We start from the raw sequence: 25,848 nt of genomic DNA, 5'->3' as shown, positions 1-25,848 counted from the left end.
TCCCTTTCGTAAAGGATGAAAGGCGAGCATTACCCTACGCCAGCCTTTTCAGAAGCCGTTCAATGGAACGGTCCGCTTCTCTCAGCACGGTCTGCTTATTGACCGTGAGCAGGGATTTGTTCTCCATCAACAGCTTGCCGTCAACCATGACGGTATCCACATCGCTGTAGCCAGCGGAATAAACAATACGGGAATAGGGATCTGCCTGAAACGAAGGATAGGCATGAAACTCATCCAGCTCCAGCAAAATCAAATCGGCTTTTTTGCCTGCTTCAATGCTCCCTATTTCCTTCTCCATCCCCAGCACCTCCGCGCCGCCCATGGTCGCCATGCGCAGCACCTGCCGCGCATCCATCACGGTTGGGCCGTGAAGCGTCTTCTGCACAAGCGCCGCCATACGCATCTCCGAAAACATATCAAGCGTATTGTTGCATGGCGCTCCGTCAGAGCCGATGCCCACATGGATATGTCTGCCAAGCAAATCCGGAATCTCCGCAATGCCGGACGCCAGCTTCAAATTAGAGCCTGGACAATGCGTTACCTTGACGCCTCGATCCCGGATAATCCTCTTTTCATCCTCGTCAAGCCAGACGCAATGCGCCAATATCAGATCCGGCGAAGCAAGTCCGATATGGTCCAGATAAGCCACGTTCCGTTTCCCTCGCTCGCTCTCTACCAAAGCGATTTCGCCAATATTTTCAGAAGCATGGGTATGCACCTTCACGCCATATTTCTTCGATAAATCCCGGACGCCGATTAACAGCTCCTCGGTGCAAGAGACAACAAATCGGGGACAAAAGACGTATGAAATGCGGCCGTTGTCCCTTCCGTGCCATTTTTCCAGTAGCTCCACGCTGTCGCGCAAGGATTTCTCTGTATTCTCCTGCAGCGGAAGAGGCACCTCGGTTCCGTGATCCATCATCACTTTGCCCGACAACGCCCGGATCCCGCTTTCCTCGATAGCGCGAAACGCCGCGTCGGTATGATGCACTGTCTCCATATCCAGAATGGTCGTTGTGCCGCTGCGAAGCAATTCGCCGATTCCAAGCATTGCGGAATAATAAACGGACTCCTCGTCATGTGCCGCCTCCAGCGGCCAAATCCGCTTTTTCAGCCAATCCAGCAACTCCAGATCGTCGGCGCGCCCGCGAAACAACGTCTGGCAAAGATGGATATGGGTTTGAACAAATCCCGGGAGCAGAACCTTGCCAGCGGCCTCAATCACCTTGTCTGCGACAGCATCAAAGGAGCCGCCAACCTTCGAAATGACACCACCTTCAATCAGCACGTCACCGGTTTCCACTGTTCCTTTTTCGTCCATAGCTACGATTTGCGCATTTTTAATCAAGATTGATGACATGTTAATTTCTCCTCTCGCCGCATTGGGCCCAGCGGCAGCCGCTCTATGGCTTGAAGCCAGCCTCCCAATCAGCTTCCCCGGTAAGTGGTATAACCTCCGGGCGATGCCAGCAGCGGAATATGGTAATGGCTGCCGTTTTCTTCAACAACGAAACGAACGGGAATAACCTCCCAGATCGTTGGCATAAAGCGCGTATGGGGAGCATTTCTGAAATATTCCCCGATATAAAACCGGATTTCATATTGTCCGGATTCCAATTCATCTCCGGCAAGCAGCGCCCCTTCGATTCGGCCATCTCCGTTCGTCAGCCCGCTTGAAGCCAGCGCCGCCCCTTTTTCCTCATTCAGACGGTACAGCTCAATTCTGACGTCTTTGGCCGGTATGCCGGCAGCGGTATCCAGCACATGAGTGGAAAGTCCCTTCATTATCCTTTGCCACCTCCAACAATCGCTCTGTCCATTTCCATATGCTGAAGTCTGAACAGCGCAATTTTGAACACTTCCTCCAGCGCCTTGCGTTTTTCCTGATCCACGCTGCTTTGCATGCGCGACTGCATAGAATCGGCGATCATATCGGCTGTCAGCCCTCGCACCGCTATAATAAAAGGAAAACCGTATTTATCCCGGTATTTCCGGTTCAACTCGCTGAAAATGTAGGCTTCGTCGCGCGCAAGGCGATCCAGCCCCGCCCCGCTTTGCTCCTTAACGGAGGACTCCGTCATCGAAATTCGAGCCCCCAGCTCGGGATGGGCATTCAGGAGCATAAGCTGCTCCTCGTCACTGGCGCCGAGCACGACCTGGGCCATTTTGCTCAAGAAATCGGCTCTCCCCGCAAAAGGAAGCTTCTCCCATGCACGCTCCGCCACCCATGGCGATTTTTCAAACAAAAAGCCAAACCGCTTCACAAATGCACCTTGCTCCATCCCGTTGCCTTCCTTCACCCATTCCTCCATCATTGCCGCCTCCCTGGTTGCATCGTCATTGCTGCATTGTTAATGCTGTTCGTAGAAGTTTTCCGCAGCGGCAAGAGCCAGCCCCTCCGTCAGCCCAAAACCTTCCTCTAATAAAGCAAGCTCCATTTCCTGAATCGTTTTTATAACACGCTGCCGATTGGCTCCCGGACCGATCGTTGCCAATCTCCAAATATCGACATCCAATCCCGGAGGTGGACCCGCAATTGCAATACCCCGCCCCCATAGCCGATTTTTTGTCGCATCTCCCGATACCCCTTCCGGAACCAGGACAACCGCCATCATTGGGAGATTGCCCTCGCCAGCGCCGAATGGCCGTAGCCCCATCGCGAGAAGTCCGGCTTCCAGCGCTCCCGCATGCAATTGCTGCCTGGCGAATCTGGATTCTATTCCCTCACGAAGCGCTATGGATAATCCTTCCCTCAGCGCCCGCAGCCCGCGATGGCTTTCCAGTCCGTCTCCTTGACGCGTCATTTCCCGCTGACTATCGGCCCGTTTTCTGGCTTCGTGGCTTCTGATGCTCCATCTGCGGCCCGCAAGCCGCGCTTCGACTCTTTCGTTATAGCTGATCTGTTCGATCATATCGGGGATGCAGAGGCATTTGCCGGGACCACCCGCAACGGCGTCGACCTGCCAATCGTCAATCCGGAGCGGAACGCAGCCCGATGTTGCGCCTACATCAACAAGGAGCAAAATATCAAGCTCTTGGCAGGCCTTTCCGATTTCCTCGAGGCTTTGCATTTTGCCAGTCGTCAAATCGCCATGGACCAGACTAACCAAAGCAGGCCGCCGCTTTTTCATCTCTTTTACAATTTCATCGGGATCAAATATTCGACCCCACTGCTGCTCCATCGTTACAACGTCAGCACCGCAGCGCTCCAGCCGCCCGGCGAGACGCAAACCGTCTCCTCCATAAACGGGCACAAGAACCGTCTCGCTATGCCGCAACAGCTTCTCGGCCAATAACTCGGTTCCCGATCTTGGTACCCCGCTTCCCGTAAACGAAAATCCGTTGGAAGTCTGCAGCAGCACTTTCAGCATGGCTGTTGTTTCTTCCATAACGGCTTCCAATCCGCCAGGCGAGGTCTCTTCCGCGTACATGGCCCGATAAACATCGGGATGGATCTCCACAATATCTGGTGTCATCAGCATACAAGGATCAGGCGGCATTCCATTTGACTTCATCGCCCCACCCCTTTATGTCATATTACCTAACACATTAAATTGAATTGAACTTATCATATGACGGGATCGAACATTTGTCATTGTACATTTTCACCAGTGTTTGCCCCTAGCTTCGTGCAAGCTATCTAAATATAGCTGACATATCCCTTTCCCGAACGTTAAAAACAGGTTATTATATGTCATATATACTAACATTTAAGTGAGGCGAATGTTATGCTGCTAAAAGATTTATTGCAGATTCCGTCCCTGCGCAACACGCGAATTGCCGCAGGCGTTAACGGCTTAAGCCGCAATGTCGTGTCGGTAAACATGATGGACGCCCCCGATATCATCCATTATCTTCGTCCCCAAGAACTGCTCCTGACCACTGCATACGCAGTCAAGGATCAGCCGGAATCATTAGAGGAGCTTGTGCACCAGATGGCTGGCGCCGGATGCGCCGGTCTCGCCATTAAAACCAAACGGTTTCTGGAGGAAATTCCGTCATCCGTCATTGAAACGGCAAACGATCTCCATTTTCCGTTATTGGAGCTATCTTTGGACTATTCGCTAGGCGAAGTGTTAAACGGCGCTTTAAGCAGCATTTTGGAAAATAAAACGGATGAGCTGACTTACGCTTTGGAGACGCATCATACCTTTTTCAACTTGATTCTAAACGGAGAAGGTTTGAGCGAAATTGTGGAGAAGCTGTCGCAGCTGATCGCTGCTCCCGTTGTCATTTTGGGTCCGCAGCTGGAGCTGATTAGCCTGTCGGTGTCCAATAAGCCCAACTTGAAAAGGCTAAACGATTTTTTGGCGGGAAAACCGGGCAATAAACAGCCGCTGGCTGGCGGTTTGTACCACGTACTGGCGAGCGATGGCTCCGGAAACGATGGAATCATTATGCTTCAGCCAATCCCCACCTACCAGCGGCAAGGCTACATCGCCGCTTTCCCAAGAGATGAAAGCCACCAAAAGCTGCATGGGCTGGCGCTGGAGCAGGCGGCTAACGTATTGGGCTTTGAAATGCTGAAGACGCAAGCCGTCAAGGACCGGGCGCGCCGTTTCAAAATCGATTTTTTTACGGAGCTGGTTCAAGGAGACATCCAGTCAGAGCAGGAAATTATTCACCGGGGCAAGCAATACGGATTGTTTCCCGGAGAGTCCATGTTGTGCATTTTGTGCGGCAGAGAGGGAGATGAACGGCAAACGCCAGGCAGGAACGACCCGGGAGCCATGGAGAAAAAAGCGCGCGAAACCGACGCCTTGTATCAGGATATCAGCAAGCAGCTTCAATTATTGAAAAGCGAGGGTGTCCTCTTCACGTTAAAAGACAAATTTGTACTGCTGCTGCATGGAAAAGAATGGATAGGCTCTGCTGCGGAAGGCAAACTGCGATTGGCGGGACAATTGACGAATTTAGCGGAAGCGATCGCCTCAGCCAGCGCCGTCCAATTAAACTTCGGGATAAGCAGCCCCTTTTCCAAGCTGCTGGATATTCCAAAAGCGTTTAAGCAAGCGACGGATGCCTATAAATTGGGACGAAGCCATAACAAGGCCAAGTTCGTCCAGTTTTATCATACGAAGGAATTGGTTGATCTGCTGAAGCTGATTCCCGTTGACGATCTTCAGGAATTTGTGCGGGATACATTCGAGGATTGGAGCGGCATCGAAGAAAGCGAGCAGTTGGAATGGCGGCGCACGCTCAGCGTTTTTTACGACAATCATTGCCATATCGGCGAAACGGCCAAACAGCTGTACATTCATCGGAATACCGTGCTGTACCGGCTCAACCGGATCGAACAGCTGACGGGGGCGCAGGTGCGCAACCCCGCCGACAGTTTACGTATCCGAATGGCGCTGCAAATCAAGGAAATGTTGATGTAGAAGCCGACGCAAGCCAGGCCAACTGGCTTGCCGCCATTTTTTGCAGCAGCTCTTCTTTTTCGGCAGCCGGCAAAAAAGCCGATTTCACGCCATTCATGACGAGGCCGCATAACTCCTCTGCAGACAGGCGGAAATGCTGACAGAGCTCGCTGTACTCCTTGGTGATCGTTGTGTCCGACACCGTCAGATTGTCGGTATTGACCGTTACGGTAATGCCTCTTTCCATATAAAAGCGAAGCGGATAGTCCTCCCAGCTCTCCACAGCTTTGGTCTGCAGATTGCTTACAGGGCAAAGTTCAAGAGGAATATCCATCTCTGCGATCAGAGACATGACCTCGCTGTTGTCCCGCATCCTTATGCCATGACCGATTCGTCTTGCGTTGAGACCAAGAACGGCTTCTCGTACGCTCTCCGCGCCGGCTGCTTCGCCAGCGTGAATGGTTGCTGGAAGGCCCAATTCCCTGGCAAGCCGGAATTCTTCCGAATACAGCTCCGCCGGATAGGCCGCTTCCGCGCCGGCCAGGTCAACCGCCACCAGCCCGCGTCCCAAATGACGTGACGCTGCAGAAATAACTTCCAGATTCATCTCTCCGGTATGGCCTCGCAGACAGATGGCAATACAGCGGGCTTTTACGCCAAAGCGCCTCTCTCCTCTGTTCAAACCCGCTATGACGGCCGCTATGACCTCATCCGCATTAAGACCGGATTCTGTATGAAGCTGAGGAGCAAACCTGACTTCAATGTAGAGGCAATGATGTTCCGCCGCTTGTTCCACAACCTCGAATGCAGCCAGCTCCAAGGCCTCAGCCGTTTGAAGAAACGGACAAACAAAATCAAACTTTTCCAAATATTGCGCAAGCGAAAGGCATCCTTTGTCCGCTTTCATATAAGGGAGCAGCTCTTCAACAGAGTTGGCAGGCAGGCTCGCGCCGCTTTTTTGAGCCAATGCCAATATCGTTTCCGGCTTTACGCTTCCATCCAAATGCAAATGCAAATCGACCTTAGGCATCATCTTCAGCCAATCATACGATACATTTTCTGACATTGACTTCACGTTAGAGTGGGGCTCGCAGTGTATTCCAGATGTAGTTCTCATTGCCATTCCTCCCTGCCTCCAGATTTTTATCTTATACTATATAACAAAATCATGCGATGTGTAAACATATTTGACGTCAATGGGTTACATTCCATATTTTCCAATCTCTTCATTTCCTGGCCTGCAATGCCGATATTATTAGTATGACCTTCAAGATGGAAATGAGGAGAAAAAGATGAAAGTACCTGCAACAACAGCAAACTGGATTCCCGAACATCTTAAACGCGGCACAGCCGCATCCTTGAGCAAGGGAGATCAATTCAAACAGGCCATTGAATCGATAGGCCGAGTCGAAAACGTTGATCTGCTGGACATCAGTTCCGAAGGAAGAGAACTGGCTGCCGGAGACATCCAGCACAAGCCGGCCGTGTATTGGGGCGGCACCGAAATCAATGCAGCCTTGGACAAAAGCCTTCAGGGTCAGCCGGAGAATATCAAAGACGGCGTGAACAGCATTATTCAAAATAATTTTTATCCGCAAGGAGATCTCAGTCAGGACGAAAGGAATGCCCTGCTGGACGCCGGAATGGCGCAAGCCCGCTTTATTGCCGACAACTACATAAAAGACCCTAAAAACAAAGATTTGTTTCTGAGCACCATTCAGCAGATTGGGGCAATAGCCAAAACAGGCGAAATGGATGCCTCAACCGGCCAAATGAAGTATGCAAACCTCCCGAGCCGCCCAGCCGGCGCGCCTGAGGATTATATCCACCCTAGCGAATTGATGGAACGATTCGATCCGCAAACTTTTGAGAAGTATAAAAACGCGACCGATATTACAGAAAAACTGTCCATCCTATTGAAATTTGTCAAAACGTCGGGAAGAAACCAGGAATGGCGCGATGAATTCCGCGAAGAAACCAAAGCGCTCAAGCAAAAGCTGGCTGATACGGATACGGGAAGCCGCTTCAAGAATACCGACACTTCCTCCCTTTCCGCTTTTGTATCGGATATGTTCAAGCGCATACAGCCAGCCGATTCTCCTGCGCTGACGGCAAATATTCATGCATTTGCCGCCATTTTCGGACAAAGCAAGCCTTAAACCAATTTCCGCGGCCTATGTCGTTTAAAAGCCGCAAAAAAAGAGTCGCGCATCCCCCCCCCTTGCTGGGAGCGCGGCTCTTCTATCGTTAAGGCTAATTAATACGGGGCGTGCCTATGATCCGGTAGCAATCTCTCCCGGCCAAGCCAGCATTCCACCCACGACATTAGCTACCTCGAAACCTTGCAGCGTCAGAAACTCGCAAACTCTGCCGCTTCTGGCTCCGCTTCGGCATATGAACACAACTTCCCCTTCGATGTCATGCACTTCATGAGCACGGGCTTGAAATTGGGACAGCGGAATACTGCGCGCTTCCTTGATGTGCCCTTCTTCCCACTCATCGGGCTCCCGGACATCAATCAGATTCAGCCCTTCGCCGTTTGACAACCTTTCAAAAAGCTCTTGAGACGAAATTTCAGCATGCATTGTGCCATCCTCCAATCTACTTGCGGAACAATTCCGCTTAGGTGTGTATGCTAACCCGCTTAAGGGCATCATTCACCGTCTTTCACCCCATACTGGCGGTGTCTAACATGTTCCCTAGACAGAATTGTAACTGTTCGGAGCCCAACTGTCCATGCCATTGTATAATCGATCACATATGGGTATCCATCTGAACCGGCATGACCGCAACCTTGTTAGCGTTTGTTTTTCTGCTTGGCCGCAAGAAGCCGGTTTATCGTTTGGGATTTAGCCGAGGACTGCCCGGCTTCACCACCCCCGCTCTGTGCTTCAGGAGATTGCTGCGAAGGCTGTGCCTTGGCCCCAAACACACTCTGACGTCCTTGATCGGTTACATCATTCTCCAACGATCCTCCATTACTCTTGCGTTCCGGTGACGGCACGGTCGTACTACGTCGCTCAGCCCTCACAACATCCGGCATTCGTGTATGTCCCTTTGCCTCATCGTGCGGCGTATTCGCATCCAGAAACTTCCGCTTCTGTCCCGTTCGCTCGCGCAGCTTGTGCAAGGAGACCCCCGCAGGGCTTGCGCCAGCAGCGCCTTTAGTATTTCCCGCTGAAGAACCGGTAGTCAGCTTAACTCCCGACAGCCATTTGCCCCAAGGCACGGACAACCTCCGCAACGCAATATCAAGCAGCCAAAGCAAAAGCGCAGCAATAAGCAGAAGTCTGCTCCAATCATAAGGCAGCTTCGCCTGTATGGGAGCTTCCCGGAATGCTTCAGCAGCATCTTCAAGCGTCATAACACGGCCGCCGGTTGTGTCTGCAAGCTGGTTCAACAGCTCCAAACCTTCCTCCCCGCCAATCCGGTATTCCGGCGCGTAGGGTACAACAAAGCCGACAGTGGAACCACCCGCCACCGCAGAAGCACCCTCAGCATCTTCTGTTCGGGTTCCGATCTGCGCCAGATAAGCTCCAGGATCAGGCGTTGCCACTTTCCCTTCGTATCGGCCAGGAGCAACCGGCATCAACTCCAGTACGGATGCGGTGCCTCCCCCGCTTTCCAGCATTGCGACCAGCTTGTCCGAATCGCCATTGCCCAAACCCGCCGCATCATCGCTTTCAACCACTACGGTAGCCGTCCCTCCGTCGCGTTGCAGAGAAATTTGATACGGCTGGCTTTCAAACTGCGGGAAGGTCCACTTCACCCATTCCGCGAATACGGCGGGAAACCGGTCCCAGGTCATCCAATCGGGCGACCATTTGCCAGCGGCATCGCTAGTCCATGCAAGGCTTCGTCCCGAGCCGTATGTCCAACGCGCCAAGACGGGATCGCCGTCCGGAGACCATAAGGCCACCTCGGCGAGCTCTTTTGCCGTTGTTGCGATATACGCCTGAAGGGACGGAAGACCGTTGTGCCATAGCCTGGACCAATCCCCCGCTTCCCCGGTCTTTGGCGTAAAAGCTCCGTCCACGATGTAAGTCCGGGACATGAGTACCGTTTCACGGCTAAAAATCGCCGGAAGCGTGCTTTGATCGGTCGTATAGTAATATCGTCCGTTGGCATTTTGGGCAAGACGCTCCAGCAGCGCCTGATCCGAGCCTTGCCCGATCGCTACGGTGGAGAGAGTCATCATTTCCTCGTTCATAGCGTCCGTAATGATGTTGTAGTTCATTTGCGTTGCGGATTGCCCATCGGTTAACAGAATCATATGTTTTCGCTGGGCGTCGATTTCGCTCAACGCTTTATACCCTTCGTTCAGGGCGGAATAAATTTCGGTGCCTCCGGCAGGCTGAATACCCTTGATTTTTTCGATAACCTCGTCGCGCTGATCCAGCTTGGTCGGCTCAACAACCCACCACGGAGAAGAGTCGAATGCGACAACGCCTACCGTGTCCTGATCCCGAAGCAATTCGATCGTGCGCATGGCGGCTTCCTTGGCCAACTCCAACGGCCCATCCGCCATACTGCCGGAACGGTCAATGACCAGAACGAGGCCAAGGCTTGGCATTTGCTTTTTGCCCTGCAAATCCATATATACCGGAAGCGCGCGCTCAATGGGGGTTTGGAAATAACCGCCCAGCCCGAAGCTTTGATCGCCGCCAAGCATAACAAGGCCGACTCCATATTGGGACGTCGCTTTGCCAATCCATTCCATAGGCTTCTCAGAGATGCGCGTTGCGGGCACATTGTTCAAAATAATGCTGTCGTATGCAGCATATTCCGCCAACTCTACCGAGAGTTGCTCCGGCATAATCGTCCTGTATGCAATAGCGGACGATTTAAGCGCCGCTTCCAGATTGGCGGACGAACCCGTTGTTCCCTCCACGATCAGCACCATGGGCGGACCGCTTATGCGGCTGAACGCATAGGCCTCGTTATTTAGCGGCTGTTCGTCCCCGTCCGCAAATACTTCCGCGCGGAACCGGTGAAAGCCAGCTTCCAGCGCCAAGCTTTGCATCACAAAACGGTTGCTGCCACGTTCGACCTGCACCATTGATGTGCCGATTTCCGTATTATCCTGATACAAACGGATTAGGGCTTCCCCGGCGAACGTGCTCTGAAGCTCCACCTCGAGCGCAAAGGTTTCGCCTTGTCCCAAATTTTGGGGAACTTGAAGCTCTTCCACGGACACGTCCCTTGTCTGACGGGAGGATAAATGCACGACATCAACCGGAATGCCCGCATCCGATAAAAGCCTTGCGCTTCTTCTGGCGTCGCCTGCATTTTCCTCGCCGTCGGACAACAACACGATCCTTCCCCCGCCATTGTCGCGCAGCAGGGCGCCCGCCAGCTGCAGCCCTTTGGCCAGATCGCTGTAACCGCCGTTCAGCCCGGTATGAAAGGTATAACCCGTTTCACTTGGCAAATCATCTGCAGACATCGCTTTGTCGATAATGGGGTTGGCGCCAACCGAGATGATTCCGCCAATATCGTCTGCCTCCTTGTTTCTCCACGCCTCGCCAATCCAGGCGCCAATCGCGTTTTCCTGATTTACGCTTGCCGAACGGTCGGCAACAAACGCCACATTGACGTGCTGAAGCTTGCGATACGGCTGCAGACCGGCAATTAATGCAATAATGAGCAGCAAGATCAGACTACGGGTACTGATTGCCGCTATTTTGCGGATGCCTGTTAATCGCGGAGCGGCGGCGGCCATCCACCATATATATACTCCCCATGGGAGCAGAAGGAACAGGAACCAAGGGGCGTTAACCTGTATGCCCACGCCGGTACACCTCCCATTCCGCAACCAGCAAAAGCAGGAGCAAGCCCATGACGGCTGCCGTGAGCGGCAAATTCGTCATAGGTTCATCCGTGCCGGTTTGTTCTTGAACTGATTCTTGACCGTCATTTGGAACAGCAAGCTTTAGCTCCAGCTTTCCCTCCTGAAGCGGAGACAGCTCTTCGCGGCTGGCCGATAGTGCTAAAAAGCGTTCTTGCAGCAGCAGGCCCGAATTGTCCTCCTCGGCCAATTTGTACAAGCCGGGTATCGCCGGAGCTTCATAAACGCCCGCCCCCAGCCCCAACAGCTGCCGAGGCCGCCGCAACGCTTCGTCGTCAGCGGCAAACCCCGTCTCCCATGGCTCTACCGGTATCCAATAGGCAGTAGCGGTTTCGGGATGCAGGGAAAGCTCGATTCCTTGCCCTGCTGTGGCATAACCCAAATGTCCTTGCCCTCCATTCATCCAACCGGCGGCCTGCATGATTAAAACGGGAAATTCCGGACGAAGAGGCAAATCGCTGTCCTGAAGCCTGAAGGTGAATCTCAGCTGAGGCTTGCCGTTATGATTTCCGGCATAAATAGCCGGAATTCCGCCATAGGTTAATACCGGTCGTCCCCAATCCACCTCGCCGGCATCCGGTTTGGCGAATCGGGAAATATGGGTATCCTGGAACGATAAATAGGCTGTGACCTCATGTTCAAGGATATCGACTCCTGTACCGGCCGGCTGGGCTATTTCACTGCCGCTGCTGCCGGGGCGGTCAATAATCCACAACGGCTTGTCCGCCAGCAACTTCTGCCAGGCAGCGTTATCCTCGACCTTATCCAGCGTTCCGTCAAGCAAAATCCACCCAATCTCCTCCCCCTGCGCGCCTGAAGGCGGCTCCGTTTCCGGGAGCATTCTGACCGGCTGGACGCCGGCAAGCAGCAGCGCCTTCTCCAGAAACAGATTGCCTTCGGTAACCAGCAGAACTTTAGGCGTTGTTTGAACGGCGGGAAATGCATAGGCAAAATTGTCGCCGACCCATGCATCCGATGTTTTCAACTCAGCTTTATAGTAATCGGCAGGTGGAAGCCCCCGGGCTTCGCCGCTATTCCATTCCCCCGACTCGGCCGAGATTTCAAGCAACGCTACCTGCTCGCGCGCTCCGTCCTTCTCATAAGCATAAAGGTTAACGGTAAAATTTTTCGTCGTAACGCCATCATTGCGAACCGTTATAACCGCTTGGTTATAGCCGGGCCGGGAAACGTCCTCCTTCATGCCAAAGCTGAGAATGCCGACATTGCCGGGTTCTCCTTCGATCATGGAAACAATGCTCCGGGTTTGCAGCGGAAGAGCGTTGCTATCCGCAAAGTCATGCCAATTGCCGTCTGTAAAAATAACCGTAATACCATCATCGCCATATTGATGGATCGAATCCGCAAGCGACAACGCTGCTGTGTTGTCCGAATAACCATAGGTCGGACTAATGCTTCGCAAAATGTCCTTGACCATATCATGATCGGTTTCGCGCGATGCCAGCACTTCTGGCTGGGAGCCGTTGACGACAATGGATACCTGCCGCTTAGGGGGCTGCTCGTCCAGCCATTGCTCCGCAGCGCGCAGAGCAGCGTCCAGCTTGGTGTCCGATGAACCGGATTGCCCCTGAACGTCGGGCTCTAGTCCATTTCCGCCAGCGGCTGCTTTAGCGGTCATGCTGCCGGAACGGTCAATCAGCATGACTGCATGCCCGCTCTGGGTGATTGACCGCGTTATAACCGGCTCCATCAATGCCAAAACAAGCAGAAGCGCCGCCAGAAGCTGCATAAAAAGCAGGAGCCTGCCCCGCAGCTTTTGCCACGGCGAATTGGCCTCCTGCTCTTGAAGCACGCGCCGCCATAACAGATGGCTTGGCACCTTCGTATTTTGATATTGCTTCTTCAAAATGTACATGACTATAATGGCCGAGCAAGCTAACGCAAACAAGGCCGATGAAGCCGATAAAAACTGCAAGCAGCCCCCTCCTCTCCCGGGATTTCATTTATGCAATAGTCAGGTTTTAATGGCTCCGGGGACAGCCGCAAGCCGCTGCAACGCGGTTTTGATCGGGATGCTGGTGTCAAGCGAAACAAAAACAGCGCCTTTTTCGCCGCAAATAGCCTTCAGCTCCTGTTGATAAGCTGCCGCTTCCTCCCGATACCGTTTCAGAATCCGGGGCGATACCGCAACTTCCTTGCCCGTGCCAAGCTCGCTGTCGATCAGCCTTAGCTCGCCGCTTAGAACCGGATTAAGCTCTTCCGGATTCAGGACCTGCACAAGCACCACGCTTTGTCCCGCAGCGACAAGTGACAGCAGCGTTTCCTGGATGCCGCTTTCGTAAAGGGCGTCCGTAAACAGCCAGCTTACTCCGGAACGGCGGGGCAAAGCCCCCGGCTGCCGGAAAGGAACGGACATATCCAAATACGGGAAAGCAGAGGCTTGTCCCTGATTTTGGCCAGTCTGCAAATCCTCCCTCTGAGTCGCCTCCGCTTCTTTTTCGCCTTCCCTGACGGCATCCGCCAAATATCGGAACAACTTGGCGGCAGATACGCGACCGCGCAATGGCCCAAGCTCCCGCTTGACGCCTTGCTCGTCAAACTGGCGAACAATCAGCCGGTCATCTCCGCACAATGCCACATAGCCGACGCATGCCGCAAGCCGCATCGCGTACAGCAGCTTGCCTTCACCGGCGCGGGTTGCGCCCAGCATGGAGCGCGACACATCCATATAGAGATGGAGATGAAGCTCCTGTTCATCCCAATATTGGCGCATAAAAGCTTTGCCCGTCCGTCCATAGACATTCCAGTCAATCCGCCTGACATCATCGCCGGGAGCATATGGCCTGTAGTCGGCAAATTCCTGAGAGCCTCCCATTGTGAAGGAGCGGCGTTTGCCCGCAAGCGTCCCGCGGATTCTACCGCCCGCAGCTATGCTCAGCCTCTCCAATCCCGACAGCAGCTCCTTTTCCGGAAACAGCAGCTTGTAATCGGCATCACCCTGAGAAGAACCGGGGTCAAGCCGGCCGCCGTTCATCGGCTTGCCTCGATTTCCGCAAGGATGGCTGCGCTCATCTCATCACTTGAAATCCCCATTGCCTGCGCTTCATAACCAAGCACGATACGATGCCTAAGCACGGGCGGAGCCGCCTCGCGGATATCGTTCCAGGACACATGCAGCCTGCCGCTGCAGAGAGCCCGCACCTTGCTTATCGCAATCAGCGCCTGCAGCGCGCGGGGACCGGCGCCGAAGCGAACATGCCGTTTCACTTCCTCTGGCGCATCGGCCTCCCCGGGATGCGTCATCATAACGATGCGCACTGCCGTATCCAGCATTTCCTCGCTGACCAGCAGCTCTTTGGCTGCCAACTGCAAAGCTACCAGTTCATCTCCATTCAACGCGGTTTGAGCTTTTACCGCAACGGGCGAAGTCGTCCGCACCACAATCTCCTTTAGCTCCTCCCGCGTAGGGTAACGTACCCCGATTTTGAGAAGGAAGCGGTCAAGCTGCGCTTCCGGCAGCGGATAGGTGCCCTCCTGTTCAATTGGATTTTGCGTAGCCAAGACAAAAAAGGGCTTGGGCAAAATATGCGTTTCTCCGCCCGCAGTTACCGTTCCCTCCTGCATCGCCTCCAGCAAAGCGCTTTGCGTCTTGGGCGTTGCACGGTTGATCTCGTCCGCAAGCACCAGATTACCAAACAGCGGACCGGGTTGAAACCGGGAAACAGCAGCGCCTTGCGTTGAAAAATCGATCAGATTTGTTCCTGTTATATCGGACGGCATCAGGTCGGGGGTAAACTGGATACGCGAAAATTTCAGTGCAACAACATCCGCAACCGTCCTAACCAGCATGGTTTTGCCCAAGCCGGGTATTCCTTCAAGCAGAGCGTGTCCGCCGGCGATCAGACACCAGAGCAGCTGCTCCACCACCTCGTTTTGCCCTACGATGACACGGCCGATTTCTCCCTTGACGGCCGCGATTCGGCTAGCCGCAGCCTCCAATTGCTCCTTGCTTTCTATCATTGCAGTTCCCCCTCTAGCGATCCGGCTGAATTTCGTCAAAATATTGCTTTACCTTATCCTGCAGGCTAGCGGGAAGTCTTGTGCGACCCAACGTTTTTTTGGCCTCGGCGGCATATTGACTGTATACATCTTCATAAGGCCGGGTCGTGCCGTCAATAACAGGAGATTGTCCGCCGGTTTGCGTCTCCCCTCCCGTTGTTGGCCCGCCGTCAACCTCCACATTGCCTTCTCCCTCCAAGCTTCGCGGCGTGGTCACCAGGTCGCGGCCGCCCATGCCGATTCCCGCGCCGCTTCCAGAGCCAGCGCCAGATCCCTGGCCGCCACTGCCGGAACCTGCGCCTTGCCCACTGCCGGCTCCTTGTCCGCTTCCAGAACCCGATCCTGCTCCCTGGCCGCTTCCGGCTCCTTGTCCTTCAGCGCTTCCTTGGCCTTGCCCGGGACTCTGGCCGCTACCTTGGCTGCCGCCTTGAGCCTGGCCTCCGTTTCCTTGAGTCCCTCCCGGGTTTTGTCCCGAGCCCTGGCTGCCAGTTTCACCGCTTTGGCCTTCGCCTGAGTTTTCGCCGGATCCGCTGTTAGAGCCGCTTGAACCGGAACTGCCGATTGCTTCGCTCCAGCGCGACGGGACGTCGCCTCCCTGCTGAGACAAGCCTTCAGCCAATTGGGAGCCGCCTTCACTGATGCGGTCAGCCATCGAACGCGCAAGCTGTTCCAAAGCGGCTTTGGACACCCCTTCGCCCAATGCCTCTTGAAGCGCGCTCAATCCGTCATTTTCTCCCTCCGCAGGAGATGATGGTTCGCCATGCCGAACCTGTTCGGCCGCTTGCTGCAATGCCTCCTGAAGCGATTCGGCTCCTTCCGCATCCTGCAGCGCCGCCAATTCCTCCAGCAAGTCGGCAAGCTGATCGCGTTCCTGCTGCGACAGTTGAACCATTTCGTTGCGCAACCTCTCCACCGCTTCATCAACGGCTGCGGCATCCATTTGTTCCAGCGCTTTTCCAAGCTCCTCTAATCCGCGAGTTTGACTCATCTCTCCAGCCATATCTTGAAGTGATTGGATCGCTTGTTTTGCATCCTCGGCGATTTCGCCCAGCTTCTCCAACGTTTCCGCCAGCTCCTCCAGCACATCGCTGTTATCCAGACCAAGAGCCTCAAGCTCCTTCCGCAGCTCCTCAAGCGTTTGCTCCAGCTTAAGGCGATCTTCGGCATTCAGCGCAGCCTCGGTTGACACTTCTATTTCCTTGTCAATCTCCGACTGCATTGCCTCTAGTACCGCTTTGGTTTCCGACAACGCCTGCGCCTTATCCTTCATGGGATTGGGGTAAAAGAGCAATACTGCGGCAATCAGCCACAATGACATCAAACCAATCGCCGTCTTCCTCCATTGCCTCCAGTGAGGCCAAGGAAGCCTCTCCTTTAGACGGGCGACATATTCACCCGCCGCTTCAGATGCCGCTTCCCGCTGCAACCGAACAATGGCCTCGGACGCGCTTGATTTGCCCTCCAGCACATCAAGCGCGGTGATCACGGCGTCTTCTCCTCCGCCATGATCCACGGCTCGCGCCGCCTCCCTGATCGAAGCGCGCCTCCAAATGCCGATGGCTATGCCCGCTCCAAAGCCGCATGCGGACAAAACCGCCAGCCAAACTTCAACATGGAGCATGGGAAATAGCCTGCCGGCTCCTAATAGAAGGACGCCCGCGGCACTGCCACCCAGCAATCCTGCGGAAGCAAGACGCACGCCGCGTTGAAACGATATTCTGATCTGCACCTTGTTGAGTAAATTATATAATGGTTCCCGCTCCATCGCTAACGCCCCCTTAGAGGAAGTTCAAAAAGTTCGCTTTCCATTGCGAATCATGCCGAGAGGCATGGTCGGCGTCGAATATGGAATTCAGCCGAAAATTCCGCTGCTCTCGTAGCCTCGACTACGCTCCGCTGCTCATTTTCTAGCTTCGTCCCATCTTCTTGGCACTGAAAACCGGACTTTTTGAACCTTTATTTGTATGAGGAAGTTCAAAAAGTTCGCTTTCCATTGCGAGTCATGCCTGGCGGCATGGTCGGCGTCGAATATGGAATTCAGCCGAAATCTCCGATACTCACTTAGCTTTCACTAAGCTCCGTTTCTCGATTTCTAGCTTCGTCCCATCTTCTTGGCACTGGAAACCGAACTTTTTGAACCTTTATTTGTATGAGGTCGTTCAAAAAGTTCGCTTCCCTTAAGCATGTTTCTTTCAGAAACTGCCGTATTATTTCTTCTTGAGTCTTGGTCTGAGTTTGCGGACGGACAACCAGAGCGCAAGGGCCGACAGCACGCTGTAGATAATCATAAATTCTTGCCACAACGCCATAGGAGCGCCTTTGGTTTGCCCTCCGCTCCACCGGTTAATCGTATACACCGAATCCGAGAACGAAGGGTCCAAAATGCTGTACAGGGCTGTAGCGGGATTAAGCGCCAAAATATGTCCGATCCACGTGTAGCTGCTTGTGCTTATTCCTTGATTGGCTGCCGCTTGTTGCGAAATGCTCAGCATGATAAAAAACAGAATAGCCGTGCCGGCATAAATAAACAATGTGATGCCGTATGTGGAAATAACGGAAATCATCGTCCGTTTCAGCAGCGTCGAAAACAAGATGCCGAAGGAACCCAATACCAGCATCATGAACAAATAGAACACAAAAACAAGCGCAAGCTGTTTAGGCGACACGCCGCCGTACAGGAACATAATGCCGTAGATAGGCAGCGTGCTTACCACGATCAGCACCATAAAGCTCAGCGAAGAAACTAGTTTGCTCAGGATGATGGTGGTCGAGCTTTGCTGCGTCGTAAGCAGCAGGTTAAGCGTCTGCTTTTCCCGCTCGCCGCTTATGACGCCGGCCGTAAGGCCTGGAGCCATAAACGAAATCAGCCCCAATTGCGCAAAGCTCAGAAAATAAAACAATACTCTGCTCTCCTCCGGGTTATACATGCCGCTGCGTCCCGAAAGCTCCTGCGTCAAAAAGATGGCGCTTAGCGATATCAAGCCAATCGCCAGCAAATAGAAAAACAACGTCCACATCGCTCGCGGCGATCTCATGCGAAGCCGGAATTCCTTATCCAGCACGGGGTTGATCATTTTGATGCGCCAATGGGTGAAGCCGCCGGCTTTTGCCGATTTTTGTACGCTCATGACTCGTCTGGCCCCCCTCTTGTAATTTCCAAAAAGACATCCTCCAGATTGCTTTGCGCTTCGCTGAAGGACACGATCTCAAAACCAGAAGACATCATGTCTCGCAACAGTTCCGCCTGCTCCAAGTCACCGCCGCCGAAGTGGACGTTAATGCCGTCTTCTTCCTTAAGAAGCTTGTTGACATGATTGCGGTCGCGCAGGAAATGCTCCGCTTCATCCAATCTGTTCAGAAGCCTGATATGCAAATACCGCTTGACCCGCAGACGGTTTTGAATTTCTCCCACATTGCCGACCGCTCTCATTAATCCGTGTTCGATAACGCCGATTTCATCAACCATTTCAGCAAGCTCCGGCAGGATATGGGATGAAATGATAATGGTTTTGCCCATCGTTTTTAATTCCTTCAATATTTCCCGCATTTCGATCCTTGCGCGGGGATCCAGACCGGAAGCAGGTTCATCCAGAATGAGCAGCTCGGGATCGTGGACAAGACAGCGGGCCAGGCACAAGCGCTGCTTCATCCCCCGCGACAACGTATCAACGTACGCATCCTTTTTGTCGCTCAGATTCACCAACTCCAGCAAACCCGGAATCAACTCGTCGCGCTCCGCTTTTGGAATACCGTAGCTAGCGCCGTAAAAATGCATATATTCCATCGTTTTGAACTGATCGTACACTCCGAAAAAGTCGGGCATGTAGCCAATCCGTTTCCGCACCTCATGGGGATGTCTGGTAACGTCAAAGCCGTCAACCTTTGCATAACCGTTGTCCGGCGCCATCAATGTGGCCAGTATAGACATCGTTGTTGATTTGCCGGCGCCATTAGGTCCAACAAACCCGAATACGGTGCCTTTGGCAATGGTCAAATCAATTCCTTTTAGCGCCTGAAAGCTTCCAAACGACTTGGAAAGGCCTCTAATCTCGATCATGGGAGCCGATTCCTCATGGTTTACTGATGTATTTCCCATTAGTGAAGCACCTTCCCTTCCATGGAGATTTGAGGAAAGCCGATATCTCCCTCAATCGTTGCATCAAGCTTGACCTTAATGGAATTGCTCTCCGTCATATATTCGCTCGGAGCGCCAAGCGAACCGTTCATCTCAATCCACTCTCCGCTTTCTTCATGCCAGATACTCCATACCATGCCGGATCCGCGATTGCCGCCGTAAAATGTAAAATCAATGCTTTCATAGGCAACACTGTAACTGTCGGGAACAAAATATTCCAGAATAAGCTCTCCGGTACCGACATTAATCATTCCGTTGCCATAATTATTAAAGTATGAAAGCGAATTGGAAGCAACCGCTGGCTGCATTGCTCCCGGAGGCACGGTAACGGTCCCGTCACCGCGAATGACGCCATCCAGATTTCTGAACATCACCCTCAGCCTATCCGTTTTGACTTTTTCTCCATTTACCAGATACGGGCTTTCATGATCCACCGCAAATCCGACAACAACCGGCGCATTTGTATTTACCGAGCCGTAATTATTCAGCAGCGCAGAATTCAGCAGATCGCGCTCCCTGCCATGATCGTCGTTGCTATCGGGGTAAACGTTGAAGCCATAGCTGTAATAATTATAACTCCCGGAGGAAAAGCCTGCCGGCTGCGTCGCACTGCCGCTTTCGCCGATTTTCAAATCCCCGATCGGAACGGCAACACCGGCGTAAAGCAAATGAACATCTTTTAGATCGGATGCCGTGTTGTTGGTGACATGTACCTTCATGGAGCTATTCGTCTTTTCATAGGCAATATCCAGCGATCCCGTTTCTTCGGGATCCGCCAGTCTCTTGTCCATCAGCAGCTTGCGTGTAGACCAATAAGGAACGGATCGCCATGTCACTTCGGTTCCATCGGCCTGTGACCGGATCAGATTGGTGCCGCTCTCCAAATAACCGCTTGCGCCCATCGAATCTTGATACAGCCTTAGCTGCCGTGTTCCCGGCAAGTCCATGCTGACTGTACCGCCCGATGGACTGAATAAAGCCGCTCCGCTTGATACAAGCGCCTTGCCGTCATCTGTAAACTGAATCATTTCGATAACGTGCGAAGAGATATTCCGCTTGTCTCCGGAACCAACCAAAAAGATGGAGACCCCCATCACAATAGACAACGACGGAATGAGCCACCAGCTCCATTCCCTGCGATCGGCTTTTGCCAAAATCAGATAGAGAATCGGCGCCACGATTATGACATATACGCTAAATAGAAGGATAAGCAATCCAAACGGCGGCGTTTTGATGGATGGAAATTGATCCAGCGTTCTCCGCAAATCCCAATATAAATTATCGTAAGGCACCGCGTTTTTGCCTTGAATGCCGCCTGGCGTCAACGAAATCTGCATAATTCTGGACCACAGCGTTGCGCTTCCAGGCCATGTTGCAATGGGCTCAAGCGCCGCATCAAAAGCCACGTATGCAACATCGCCAAGGCCATAATCCTTGTTGACCGCGATAGGGTAATCGCCCTCGCTAAACAAAACATCGCCTGCTACAATATTACCCGTTGAGACTGTAAGAGGTTTGTCCCCGCTGTAACCGGCGCCTCCGGCTGCTTGAAGCGTGGTTGCCGCCTTCAGGTCCACCTGTGCGGTTCCAGTCATTTGAAACGGAGCTAGATCCTTAAAGGGTTCCGCTGTCTTCGCATACCCAGCGCCGCCGGATAAAACCAGCATACCGCCTTGTGCTGTCCAGTCCTGAATTGCCCGGATCTGACCTTCGGTCCAATCGGCCCCGATATCATTAATGACCAAAACGTTCAGCATGCTCAGCAAATAACCTTCCTCCGGCACGTCTTGCGGCTCTATAGGAAGCACCTTGAGATCGTACCCCTTTTGGTTCAGTGATGGCATGTAGTTCAATGTATCGGGGTCCCGGGAAACGACTCCTATCAAAAAGCTGCTTGTGTTTCTCCCCGTTACAAATGTATTGCCGAGCAGCTTAACTTCCTTGCTGTTTTTGGCTTTGTAACCGCCTTCGTGAAAGGTTAGCCGGTTAGTATCCTTGCTCAAATCCGTTCCCGGAATGCCAAAGTTCAAGAGAACCGGACTTCCTGGCGGCAGCTCGACGGCTTGTACGATATCGGCTGATACGCCTGTTGAGTCCAAGTAGGAAAAAACCAGATCGCCTTTTATCGGCTTGTTCCCGTCATTGGTTAATGTTACGTTGATGGGAATCCATTTTGAATCGGTATAGTTCCCATCTATGCCGACGTTGCTGCTTACCGATATTCCGGCCGCCTCGTCTCCGTAAATCCGCTCGCCGGATATTGGTGCATATAGCAGCATTGCGGCCATCGCCAGCGCTCCCAGCAGCCATGTTGTTTTTCGGCTCCACACTTTCACTCTGCAACCCCTCTTCATTCCGAATTGTTATCTATCATCATTTTAACGTATTTGTCCCCTAAATTGTTGCATCAAATTCCAGTTTTTTCATTAATATCATTAACTATTTGTGGAAACAAAATGGAGATGTCCGCTAAACTCCATAATAAAAAGTTGAGCAGAAAACGCAAGTTTTCCGTTCAACTTTTGTGTGTTCTCTATTATTCGTCTTTTTAACCGATCATTTCATTAGATTATAAAAGCAATTGCTATAAACACATAGCTCCATTTAAAATCTCTTTCACAAACGACATAAATGATGCCTGCCAATACGGAAAAAAACATCGTGAATAAACCGCCATTTACTCCTTGAAGAAAGATATGCGTGACACCCCATGTCAAAGCTAGAAACAGACCCCCGCTCGGGATGTTTTTGCTTATTGCAAATTGGTGTTCGGCGAAGCGTTGACCAAAGATAATACATAACACGATAAGTGCCGATTCGCCTAAGTAATAGAATAGTTGCAACAGATACGTGAAAATATCTCCTTGCGAACCATTTTGAAATTCAACTAGCGGCTTGAAACCATCAAAACCAATGAATGTAGCAATGGTTATCATAACGATTAAAACCAGAACGACTAAAAGCTTACGTCCCGTTGGTTGATGTCTGACCGCAAAAACGTCGTAAGCAAATTTCTTTTTTGAATAATGAATCAGTAAATATGAAAAAGCAAACCAAAAAACGCCCGTCACAATAGAGTGTAATCCTTTACTTAACGCCTCTACGTCAAATATATGAATAATCATCCCTGGCAAGAGCTCTAAACTAAATCCAGCAAAAGCATACAATCCTAACCACAGAAATTCAATAGGCTGAACCTTTTTTGCATTGCCGGCATCTGAGATCATTTTTTTCTCCTCTTTTCGGCATTTTCCATGATTATATATCATGCACAGAAGAGGTACATCAGACAAAAACAGTACGATTGTATGAAGAAAATAAAAAACACCTCCAAGGTTAATATCACCATATTTTTCAACATGGTTATATCCCTCGAAGGTGTTTTCATTTGTCACACGTTATGGTCGCAGTTTCAAACCAGACTTTTGCCCTCTACCTTACATTTCAGGGCTTATTGGACAGCCGGCGTGGACTGCTTGCGGGATTTTTTGCGATTCAGGAATTCATATACAATCGGAACGATGATAAGGGTAAGCAGCGTCGAGCTCGTCAAACCGCCGATGACCGTTACCGCCATGCCTTTGGAGATCAGGCCTCCGGATTCAAAACCGAGGGCAAGCGGCAGCAATGCGCCAACCGTTGCGATCGCCGTCATCAGAATGGGTCTGAGTCTGGTTACGCCAGCCTCCAGAAGCGCTTCGCGCACCGATAATCCTTCGTTCTCTTTGTGAATAACGCGGTCTATGAGCACGATGGCATTGGTGACGACGATGCCGATCAGCATCAATGCTCCAATCAACGCAGTGGCGCTAATTGTTTCGCCTGCAATATACAGTGCCAGCATTGCTCCGATTATCGTAAACGGAAGCGAGAACAAGATCGTCAGAGGCGTCAATCCTCCGCCAAAGGTCAATACAAGCACCAGATATACAACTGCAATGGCCGCCACAATAGCAAGGCCGAGCTGCTGGAAGGTTTCGTTAAGCTGCTCCGTCACGCCGCCCATTTTGATTTCAATGCCGCCAGGCAGATCCATCTCATCAATCAATGTATTCAGTTCCTTGGAAACGACGTTCAGATTGGACGATTTTACATCTGCTGATACTTGCGTATAAATACGGTCATTCAGACGCGTAATCGTATTGGGGGATTCTCCCTCCTGAATGGTTACGACATCTTTAAGCGGAACCTCCATGCCAAACGGAGAAGCCAGCATTACGTTTTCCAGATCGGCACGGCTGCCATACGTTTTTGCATCCGTTTTGACATACACATTAAATTGAGAGCCATCCTTTTCGATGGTTGCCAATACCGGACGCTGACGTTCGGGACTAAGAGCCATTGCAATTTGACCCGCTGTCAATCCATAACCGCTTAACGCTTCACGGTCGGCAACGAGTTTATATTGCTCATAGGTTTCGGACAAGCTGGAGCTGATATTGTCAAGATCGCTGCGTTCGCCCAGCTTGGCCATCAGTTCATCCACAACGGGCCCCAGCGAGTTCATGTCCGGGCCGAATACTTGCAAATTAATGGTAGAGCCGCCAAGCCCTCCGCCGGTGAAGTCTTGTTGCTTCCACTCGCCTCCGCCATTTAACTCCTGCAGCAGCGGCACGATTCTTGCTTTTTCAGCGGTAAAATCACTATAGGACTCATCGTAGCTCAGGTTAAACAACGCTTGTCTGGAAGCGCCGGGGCTAAACGGATTTTGTCCGCCGATGGAATATTGCACGATATTCAGGCCTTCCCGGCCGATTAACACCTTTTCGGCTTCAAGCGCCATATCCTTCACATGCTCAAGCGTTTCACCCGGAGCCGGATTATAGGTGACGATCATTGATTTTTGCTCGTCCTCCGGAAGGAAGCTTACGCCAACAACATTGTACAGGAGCCCGCTTCCCACCAACAGCAGCAGAGCCGCTCCGAATGTAATCAGCTTATGATTCAGCGACCAGTTCAAAACGCCCTTGTACCAAAGCGCCAATTTGCCTGGCTTGTCGTCATGCCCCTTGCCTTTTTTGATGCCGTTTTTGAACATCATGTGGGCCATCATCGGAACGACGGTAATCGCCACGATAAGCGATGCGGCAAGCGCAAAAACAACCGTAAGGGCAAATGGCATGAAAATTTCGCCTACCATGCCGGAAACAAAGCCCAGCGGCAGGAATACAGCCATCGTAACGATTGTGGACGACATGATCGGCACAAACATTTCTTTGGTGGCGTCAAGAATAAGCGCTTTGCCGCTCAACTTCTCTGACGTCATGGACATTCGTCGATAAATATTTTCAACAACAACAATGGAATCATCGATTACCCGTCCGATCGCAACGGTAATCGCTCCAAGCGTCATGATGTTAAGCGTAATGTCCATTTGCTTCAGCACCAGCAGCGCCATCACGATCGAAAGAGGGATCGATACGATGGAAATGATGGTGGAACGAATGTTGCGCAGGAACAGCAGGATGATGAATACGGCGCACAACGCGCCGATAACCGCCTTGCTCAACATCGTGTGAACGGAATCTTCAATCGGTTTTCCTTGGTCCAGCGTCAATTGAATGCTGAGCCCTTTGTTTTGAGCTTCAAGTTCTTGTATTTCCTTTTTGACCAAATTGGCGACTTCGACCGTATTGGCATCCGCGGCTTTGACAATGCTGATTCCAATCGCTTCTTCACCGTTGGTTATGGAGATCGACTCCGCCTTGTCATTCACGGACAGCTCTGCCACATCGCTGAGCTTGACGCCGGGAATTAATGCCAGATTGCGCAAATCATCTTCAGATACAATGTTTCCATCCACAAGCACGGCTTTTTCCGTATTGCCGAATTCAAAAATACCCAGCGGCACCGATAAAGCCGATCCCTGGATGATGCCTTTTACCATATCTTCGGTCAGGCCCGCCGCCTCAAGCGCTGCGGCATTAAAAGACAGTTCGCCTTCCGTAATATTTTGACCTGATACTTGCACGCTGCCTATGCCATCCAAACCTTGCAGTCTTGGCACAATGCTTTGCTCAACAGTCTCCGTCAGCTCCTTTAGCGACTGATCGCTGCTGGAAAGACTGAGCGAGAGAATGGGAAATGAATTAAAGCTAAGCCGGGACACGCTTGGTTCAACGGCTCCATCCGGCAAGGAAAGTTCGTTCAATACTTTGCTGACTTCGCTGACCGCTTTGTCCATATCCGTTTCGAAGTCGTATTGAATAATAACGGAAGACGCGTTTTCATAGGAGGTTGAAGTTATCGTGTCAACGCCGTTCAAATTGCGAGTGCGCTGCTCGATCGGCTTGCTGATCTTCTCCATCACTTCTTCCGGCGCAGCGCCGGGATATACAGTCGTTACGCTTACGATAGGTATTGTAATATCGGGGATCGTCTCCATCTTCATGCTTGTGCCTGCTTGCAGACCCGCAACCAGAACAATTAACGTAATGATCCATAGCGCAAACTTGTTATTCAGTGAAAATTGGATAATGCTTTTCAAC

The 25,848-nt window shown here is 52.1% G+C and carries 18 protein-coding genes; 2 read left to right on the top strand and 16 right to left on the bottom strand.

Annotated elements, in window-relative coordinates:
• Positions 1-34: 34 nt before the first annotated feature.
• The 4 genes from ACX93W_RS03265 to ACX93W_RS03250 form a co-directional block, all read right to left on the bottom strand.
• Positions 35-1,360, bottom strand: a complete 1,326-nt coding sequence (locus ACX93W_RS03265; RefSeq protein WP_459390878.1) for a 5'-deoxyadenosine deaminase — start codon at positions 1,358-1,360, stop codon at positions 35-37.
• A gap of 68 nt (positions 1,361-1,428) precedes the next feature.
• Positions 1,429-1,785, bottom strand: a complete 357-nt coding sequence (gene uraH, locus ACX93W_RS03260; RefSeq protein ID WP_459390877.1) for a hydroxyisourate hydrolase — start codon at positions 1,783-1,785, stop codon at positions 1,429-1,431.
• The gene (gene uraD / locus ACX93W_RS03255) at positions 1,785-2,315 is read right to left on the bottom strand and encodes a 2-oxo-4-hydroxy-4-carboxy-5-ureidoimidazoline decarboxylase (protein WP_459390876.1); all 531 of its coding nucleotides are present in this window, start codon (positions 2,313-2,315) and stop codon (positions 1,785-1,787) included. The genes uraH and uraD overlap by 1 nt, the downstream gene beginning before the upstream one ends.
• Positions 2,316-2,351: 36 nt before the next feature.
• Positions 2,352-3,515: a pyridoxal-phosphate-dependent aminotransferase family protein gene (locus ACX93W_RS03250; protein WP_459390875.1), complete on the bottom strand. Its 1,164-nt coding sequence runs from the start codon at positions 3,513-3,515 to the stop codon at positions 2,352-2,354.
• Between the two features lie 213 nt (positions 3,516-3,728).
• Here ACX93W_RS03250 and ACX93W_RS03245 point away from each other — a divergent pair, with 213 nt between their 5' ends.
• Complete coding sequence (locus tag ACX93W_RS03245; protein WP_459390874.1) at positions 3,729-5,381, top strand: PucR family transcriptional regulator; 1,653 nt, start codon at positions 3,729-3,731, stop codon at positions 5,379-5,381.
• Here ACX93W_RS03245 and add read toward each other — a convergent pair.
• Positions 5,362-6,477, bottom strand: coding sequence for an adenosine deaminase (gene add / locus ACX93W_RS03240; protein ID WP_459390873.1), 1,116 nt, complete (start codon positions 6,475-6,477; stop codon positions 5,362-5,364). The genes ACX93W_RS03245 and add overlap by 20 nt on opposite strands.
• A gap of 175 nt (positions 6,478-6,652) precedes the next feature.
• Between add and ACX93W_RS03235 the strand changes: the two genes are divergently transcribed.
• A complete protein-coding gene (locus ACX93W_RS03235; protein ID WP_459390872.1) occupies positions 6,653-7,519 on the top strand; it encodes a hypothetical protein in 867 nt (288 codons plus the stop codon).
• 114 nt (positions 7,520-7,633) lie between these two features.
• On the opposite strand, the gene ACX93W_RS03230 is transcribed toward ACX93W_RS03235, so the two are convergent.
• The 11 genes from ACX93W_RS03230 to ACX93W_RS03180 all read right to left on the bottom strand — a co-directional run bounded on the left by ACX93W_RS03230 (position 7,634) and on the right by ACX93W_RS03180 (position 25,847).
• Positions 7,634-7,945, bottom strand: coding sequence for a rhodanese-like domain-containing protein (locus tag ACX93W_RS03230; protein ID WP_459390871.1), 312 nt, complete (start codon positions 7,943-7,945; stop codon positions 7,634-7,636).
• A gap of 212 nt (positions 7,946-8,157) precedes the next feature.
• A complete protein-coding gene (locus tag ACX93W_RS03225; RefSeq protein WP_459390870.1) occupies positions 8,158-11,151 on the bottom strand; it encodes a VWA domain-containing protein in 2,994 nt (997 codons plus the stop codon).
• Positions 11,135-13,141, bottom strand: coding sequence for a vWA domain-containing protein (locus ACX93W_RS03220; RefSeq protein WP_459390869.1), 2,007 nt, complete (start codon positions 13,139-13,141; stop codon positions 11,135-11,137). Before ACX93W_RS03220 ends, ACX93W_RS03225 begins: the two co-directional genes overlap by 17 nt.
• Before the next feature lie 39 nt (positions 13,142-13,180).
• Complete coding sequence (locus ACX93W_RS03215; protein ID WP_459390868.1) at positions 13,181-14,200, bottom strand: DUF58 domain-containing protein; 1,020 nt, start codon at positions 14,198-14,200, stop codon at positions 13,181-13,183.
• Positions 14,197-15,186 (bottom strand): AAA family ATPase, encoded by a 990-nt coding sequence (locus tag ACX93W_RS03210; protein ID WP_459390867.1) that lies wholly within the window; start codon positions 15,184-15,186, stop codon positions 14,197-14,199. The genes ACX93W_RS03215 and ACX93W_RS03210 overlap by 4 nt, the downstream gene beginning before the upstream one ends.
• 13 nt (positions 15,187-15,199) lie before the next feature.
• Entirely contained in the window at positions 15,200-16,990 is a 1,791-nt protein-coding gene (locus ACX93W_RS03205; protein WP_459390866.1) for a hypothetical protein, read from the bottom strand.
• A 442-nt stretch (positions 16,991-17,432) separates the two neighbouring features.
• Entirely contained in the window at positions 17,433-18,353 is a 921-nt protein-coding gene (locus ACX93W_RS03200) for an ABC transporter permease (protein ID WP_459390865.1), read from the bottom strand.
• Complete coding sequence (locus ACX93W_RS03195; protein WP_459391996.1) at positions 18,350-19,282, bottom strand: ABC transporter ATP-binding protein; 933 nt, start codon at positions 19,280-19,282, stop codon at positions 18,350-18,352. The genes ACX93W_RS03200 and ACX93W_RS03195 overlap by 4 nt, the downstream gene beginning before the upstream one ends.
• A 38-nt stretch (positions 19,283-19,320) precedes the next feature.
• Positions 19,321-21,696, bottom strand: coding sequence for a hypothetical protein (locus ACX93W_RS03190; RefSeq protein WP_459390864.1), 2,376 nt, complete (start codon positions 21,694-21,696; stop codon positions 19,321-19,323).
• A gap of 228 nt (positions 21,697-21,924) precedes the next feature.
• Positions 21,925-22,587, bottom strand: a complete 663-nt coding sequence (locus ACX93W_RS03185; protein WP_459390863.1) for a hypothetical protein — start codon at positions 22,585-22,587, stop codon at positions 21,925-21,927.
• Positions 22,588-22,811: 224 nt separating this feature from the next.
• On the bottom strand, positions 22,812-25,847 hold the full coding sequence (locus ACX93W_RS03180; RefSeq protein ID WP_459390862.1) for an efflux RND transporter permease subunit: 3,036 nt from the start codon (positions 25,845-25,847) through the stop codon (positions 22,812-22,814).
• Position 25,848: the final 1 nt, after the last annotated feature.

Source organism: Paenibacillus sp. CAU 1782, from assembly GCF_054551715.1.
This window is presented reverse-complemented; position numbering and strand designations above follow the sequence as displayed.

Coding starts and splice junctions, on each gene's coding strand:
- ACX93W_RS03215 (WP_459390868.1), bottom strand. CDS start 14,200: ATGAACGGCGGCCGGCTTGACCCCGGTTCTTCTCAGGGTGATGCCGAT.
- ACX93W_RS03185 (WP_459390863.1), bottom strand. CDS start 22,587: ATGATCTCAGATGCCGGCAATGCAAAAAAGGTTCAGCCTATTGAATTT.
- ACX93W_RS03230 (WP_459390871.1), bottom strand. CDS start 7,945: ATGCATGCTGAAATTTCGTCTCAAGAGCTTTTTGAAAGGTTGTCAAAC.
- ACX93W_RS03200 (WP_459390865.1), bottom strand. CDS start 18,353: ATGAGCGTACAAAAATCGGCAAAAGCCGGCGGCTTCACCCATTGGCGC.
- ACX93W_RS03235 (WP_459390872.1), top strand. CDS start 6,653: ATGAAAGTACCTGCAACAACAGCAAACTGGATTCCCGAACATCTTAAA.
- uraH (WP_459390877.1), bottom strand. CDS start 1,785: ATGAAGGGACTTTCCACTCATGTGCTGGATACCGCTGCCGGCATACCG.
- ACX93W_RS03245 (WP_459390874.1), top strand. CDS start 3,729: ATGCTGCTAAAAGATTTATTGCAGATTCCGTCCCTGCGCAACACGCGA.
- add (WP_459390873.1), bottom strand. CDS start 6,477: ATGAGAACTACATCTGGAATACACTGCGAGCCCCACTCTAACGTGAAG.
- ACX93W_RS03250 (WP_459390875.1), bottom strand. CDS start 3,515: ATGAAGTCAAATGGAATGCCGCCTGATCCTTGTATGCTGATGACACCA.
- ACX93W_RS03265 (WP_459390878.1), bottom strand. CDS start 1,360: ATGTCATCAATCTTGATTAAAAATGCGCAAATCGTAGCTATGGACGAA.
- ACX93W_RS03195 (WP_459391996.1), bottom strand. CDS start 19,282: ATGATCGAGATTAGAGGCCTTTCCAAGTCGTTTGGAAGCTTTCAGGCG.
- uraD (WP_459390876.1), bottom strand. CDS start 2,315: ATGATGGAGGAATGGGTGAAGGAAGGCAACGGGATGGAGCAAGGTGCA.
- ACX93W_RS03210 (WP_459390867.1), bottom strand. CDS start 15,186: ATGATAGAAAGCAAGGAGCAATTGGAGGCTGCGGCTAGCCGAATCGCG.
- ACX93W_RS03205 (WP_459390866.1), bottom strand. CDS start 16,990: ATGGAGCGGGAACCATTATATAATTTACTCAACAAGGTGCAGATCAGA.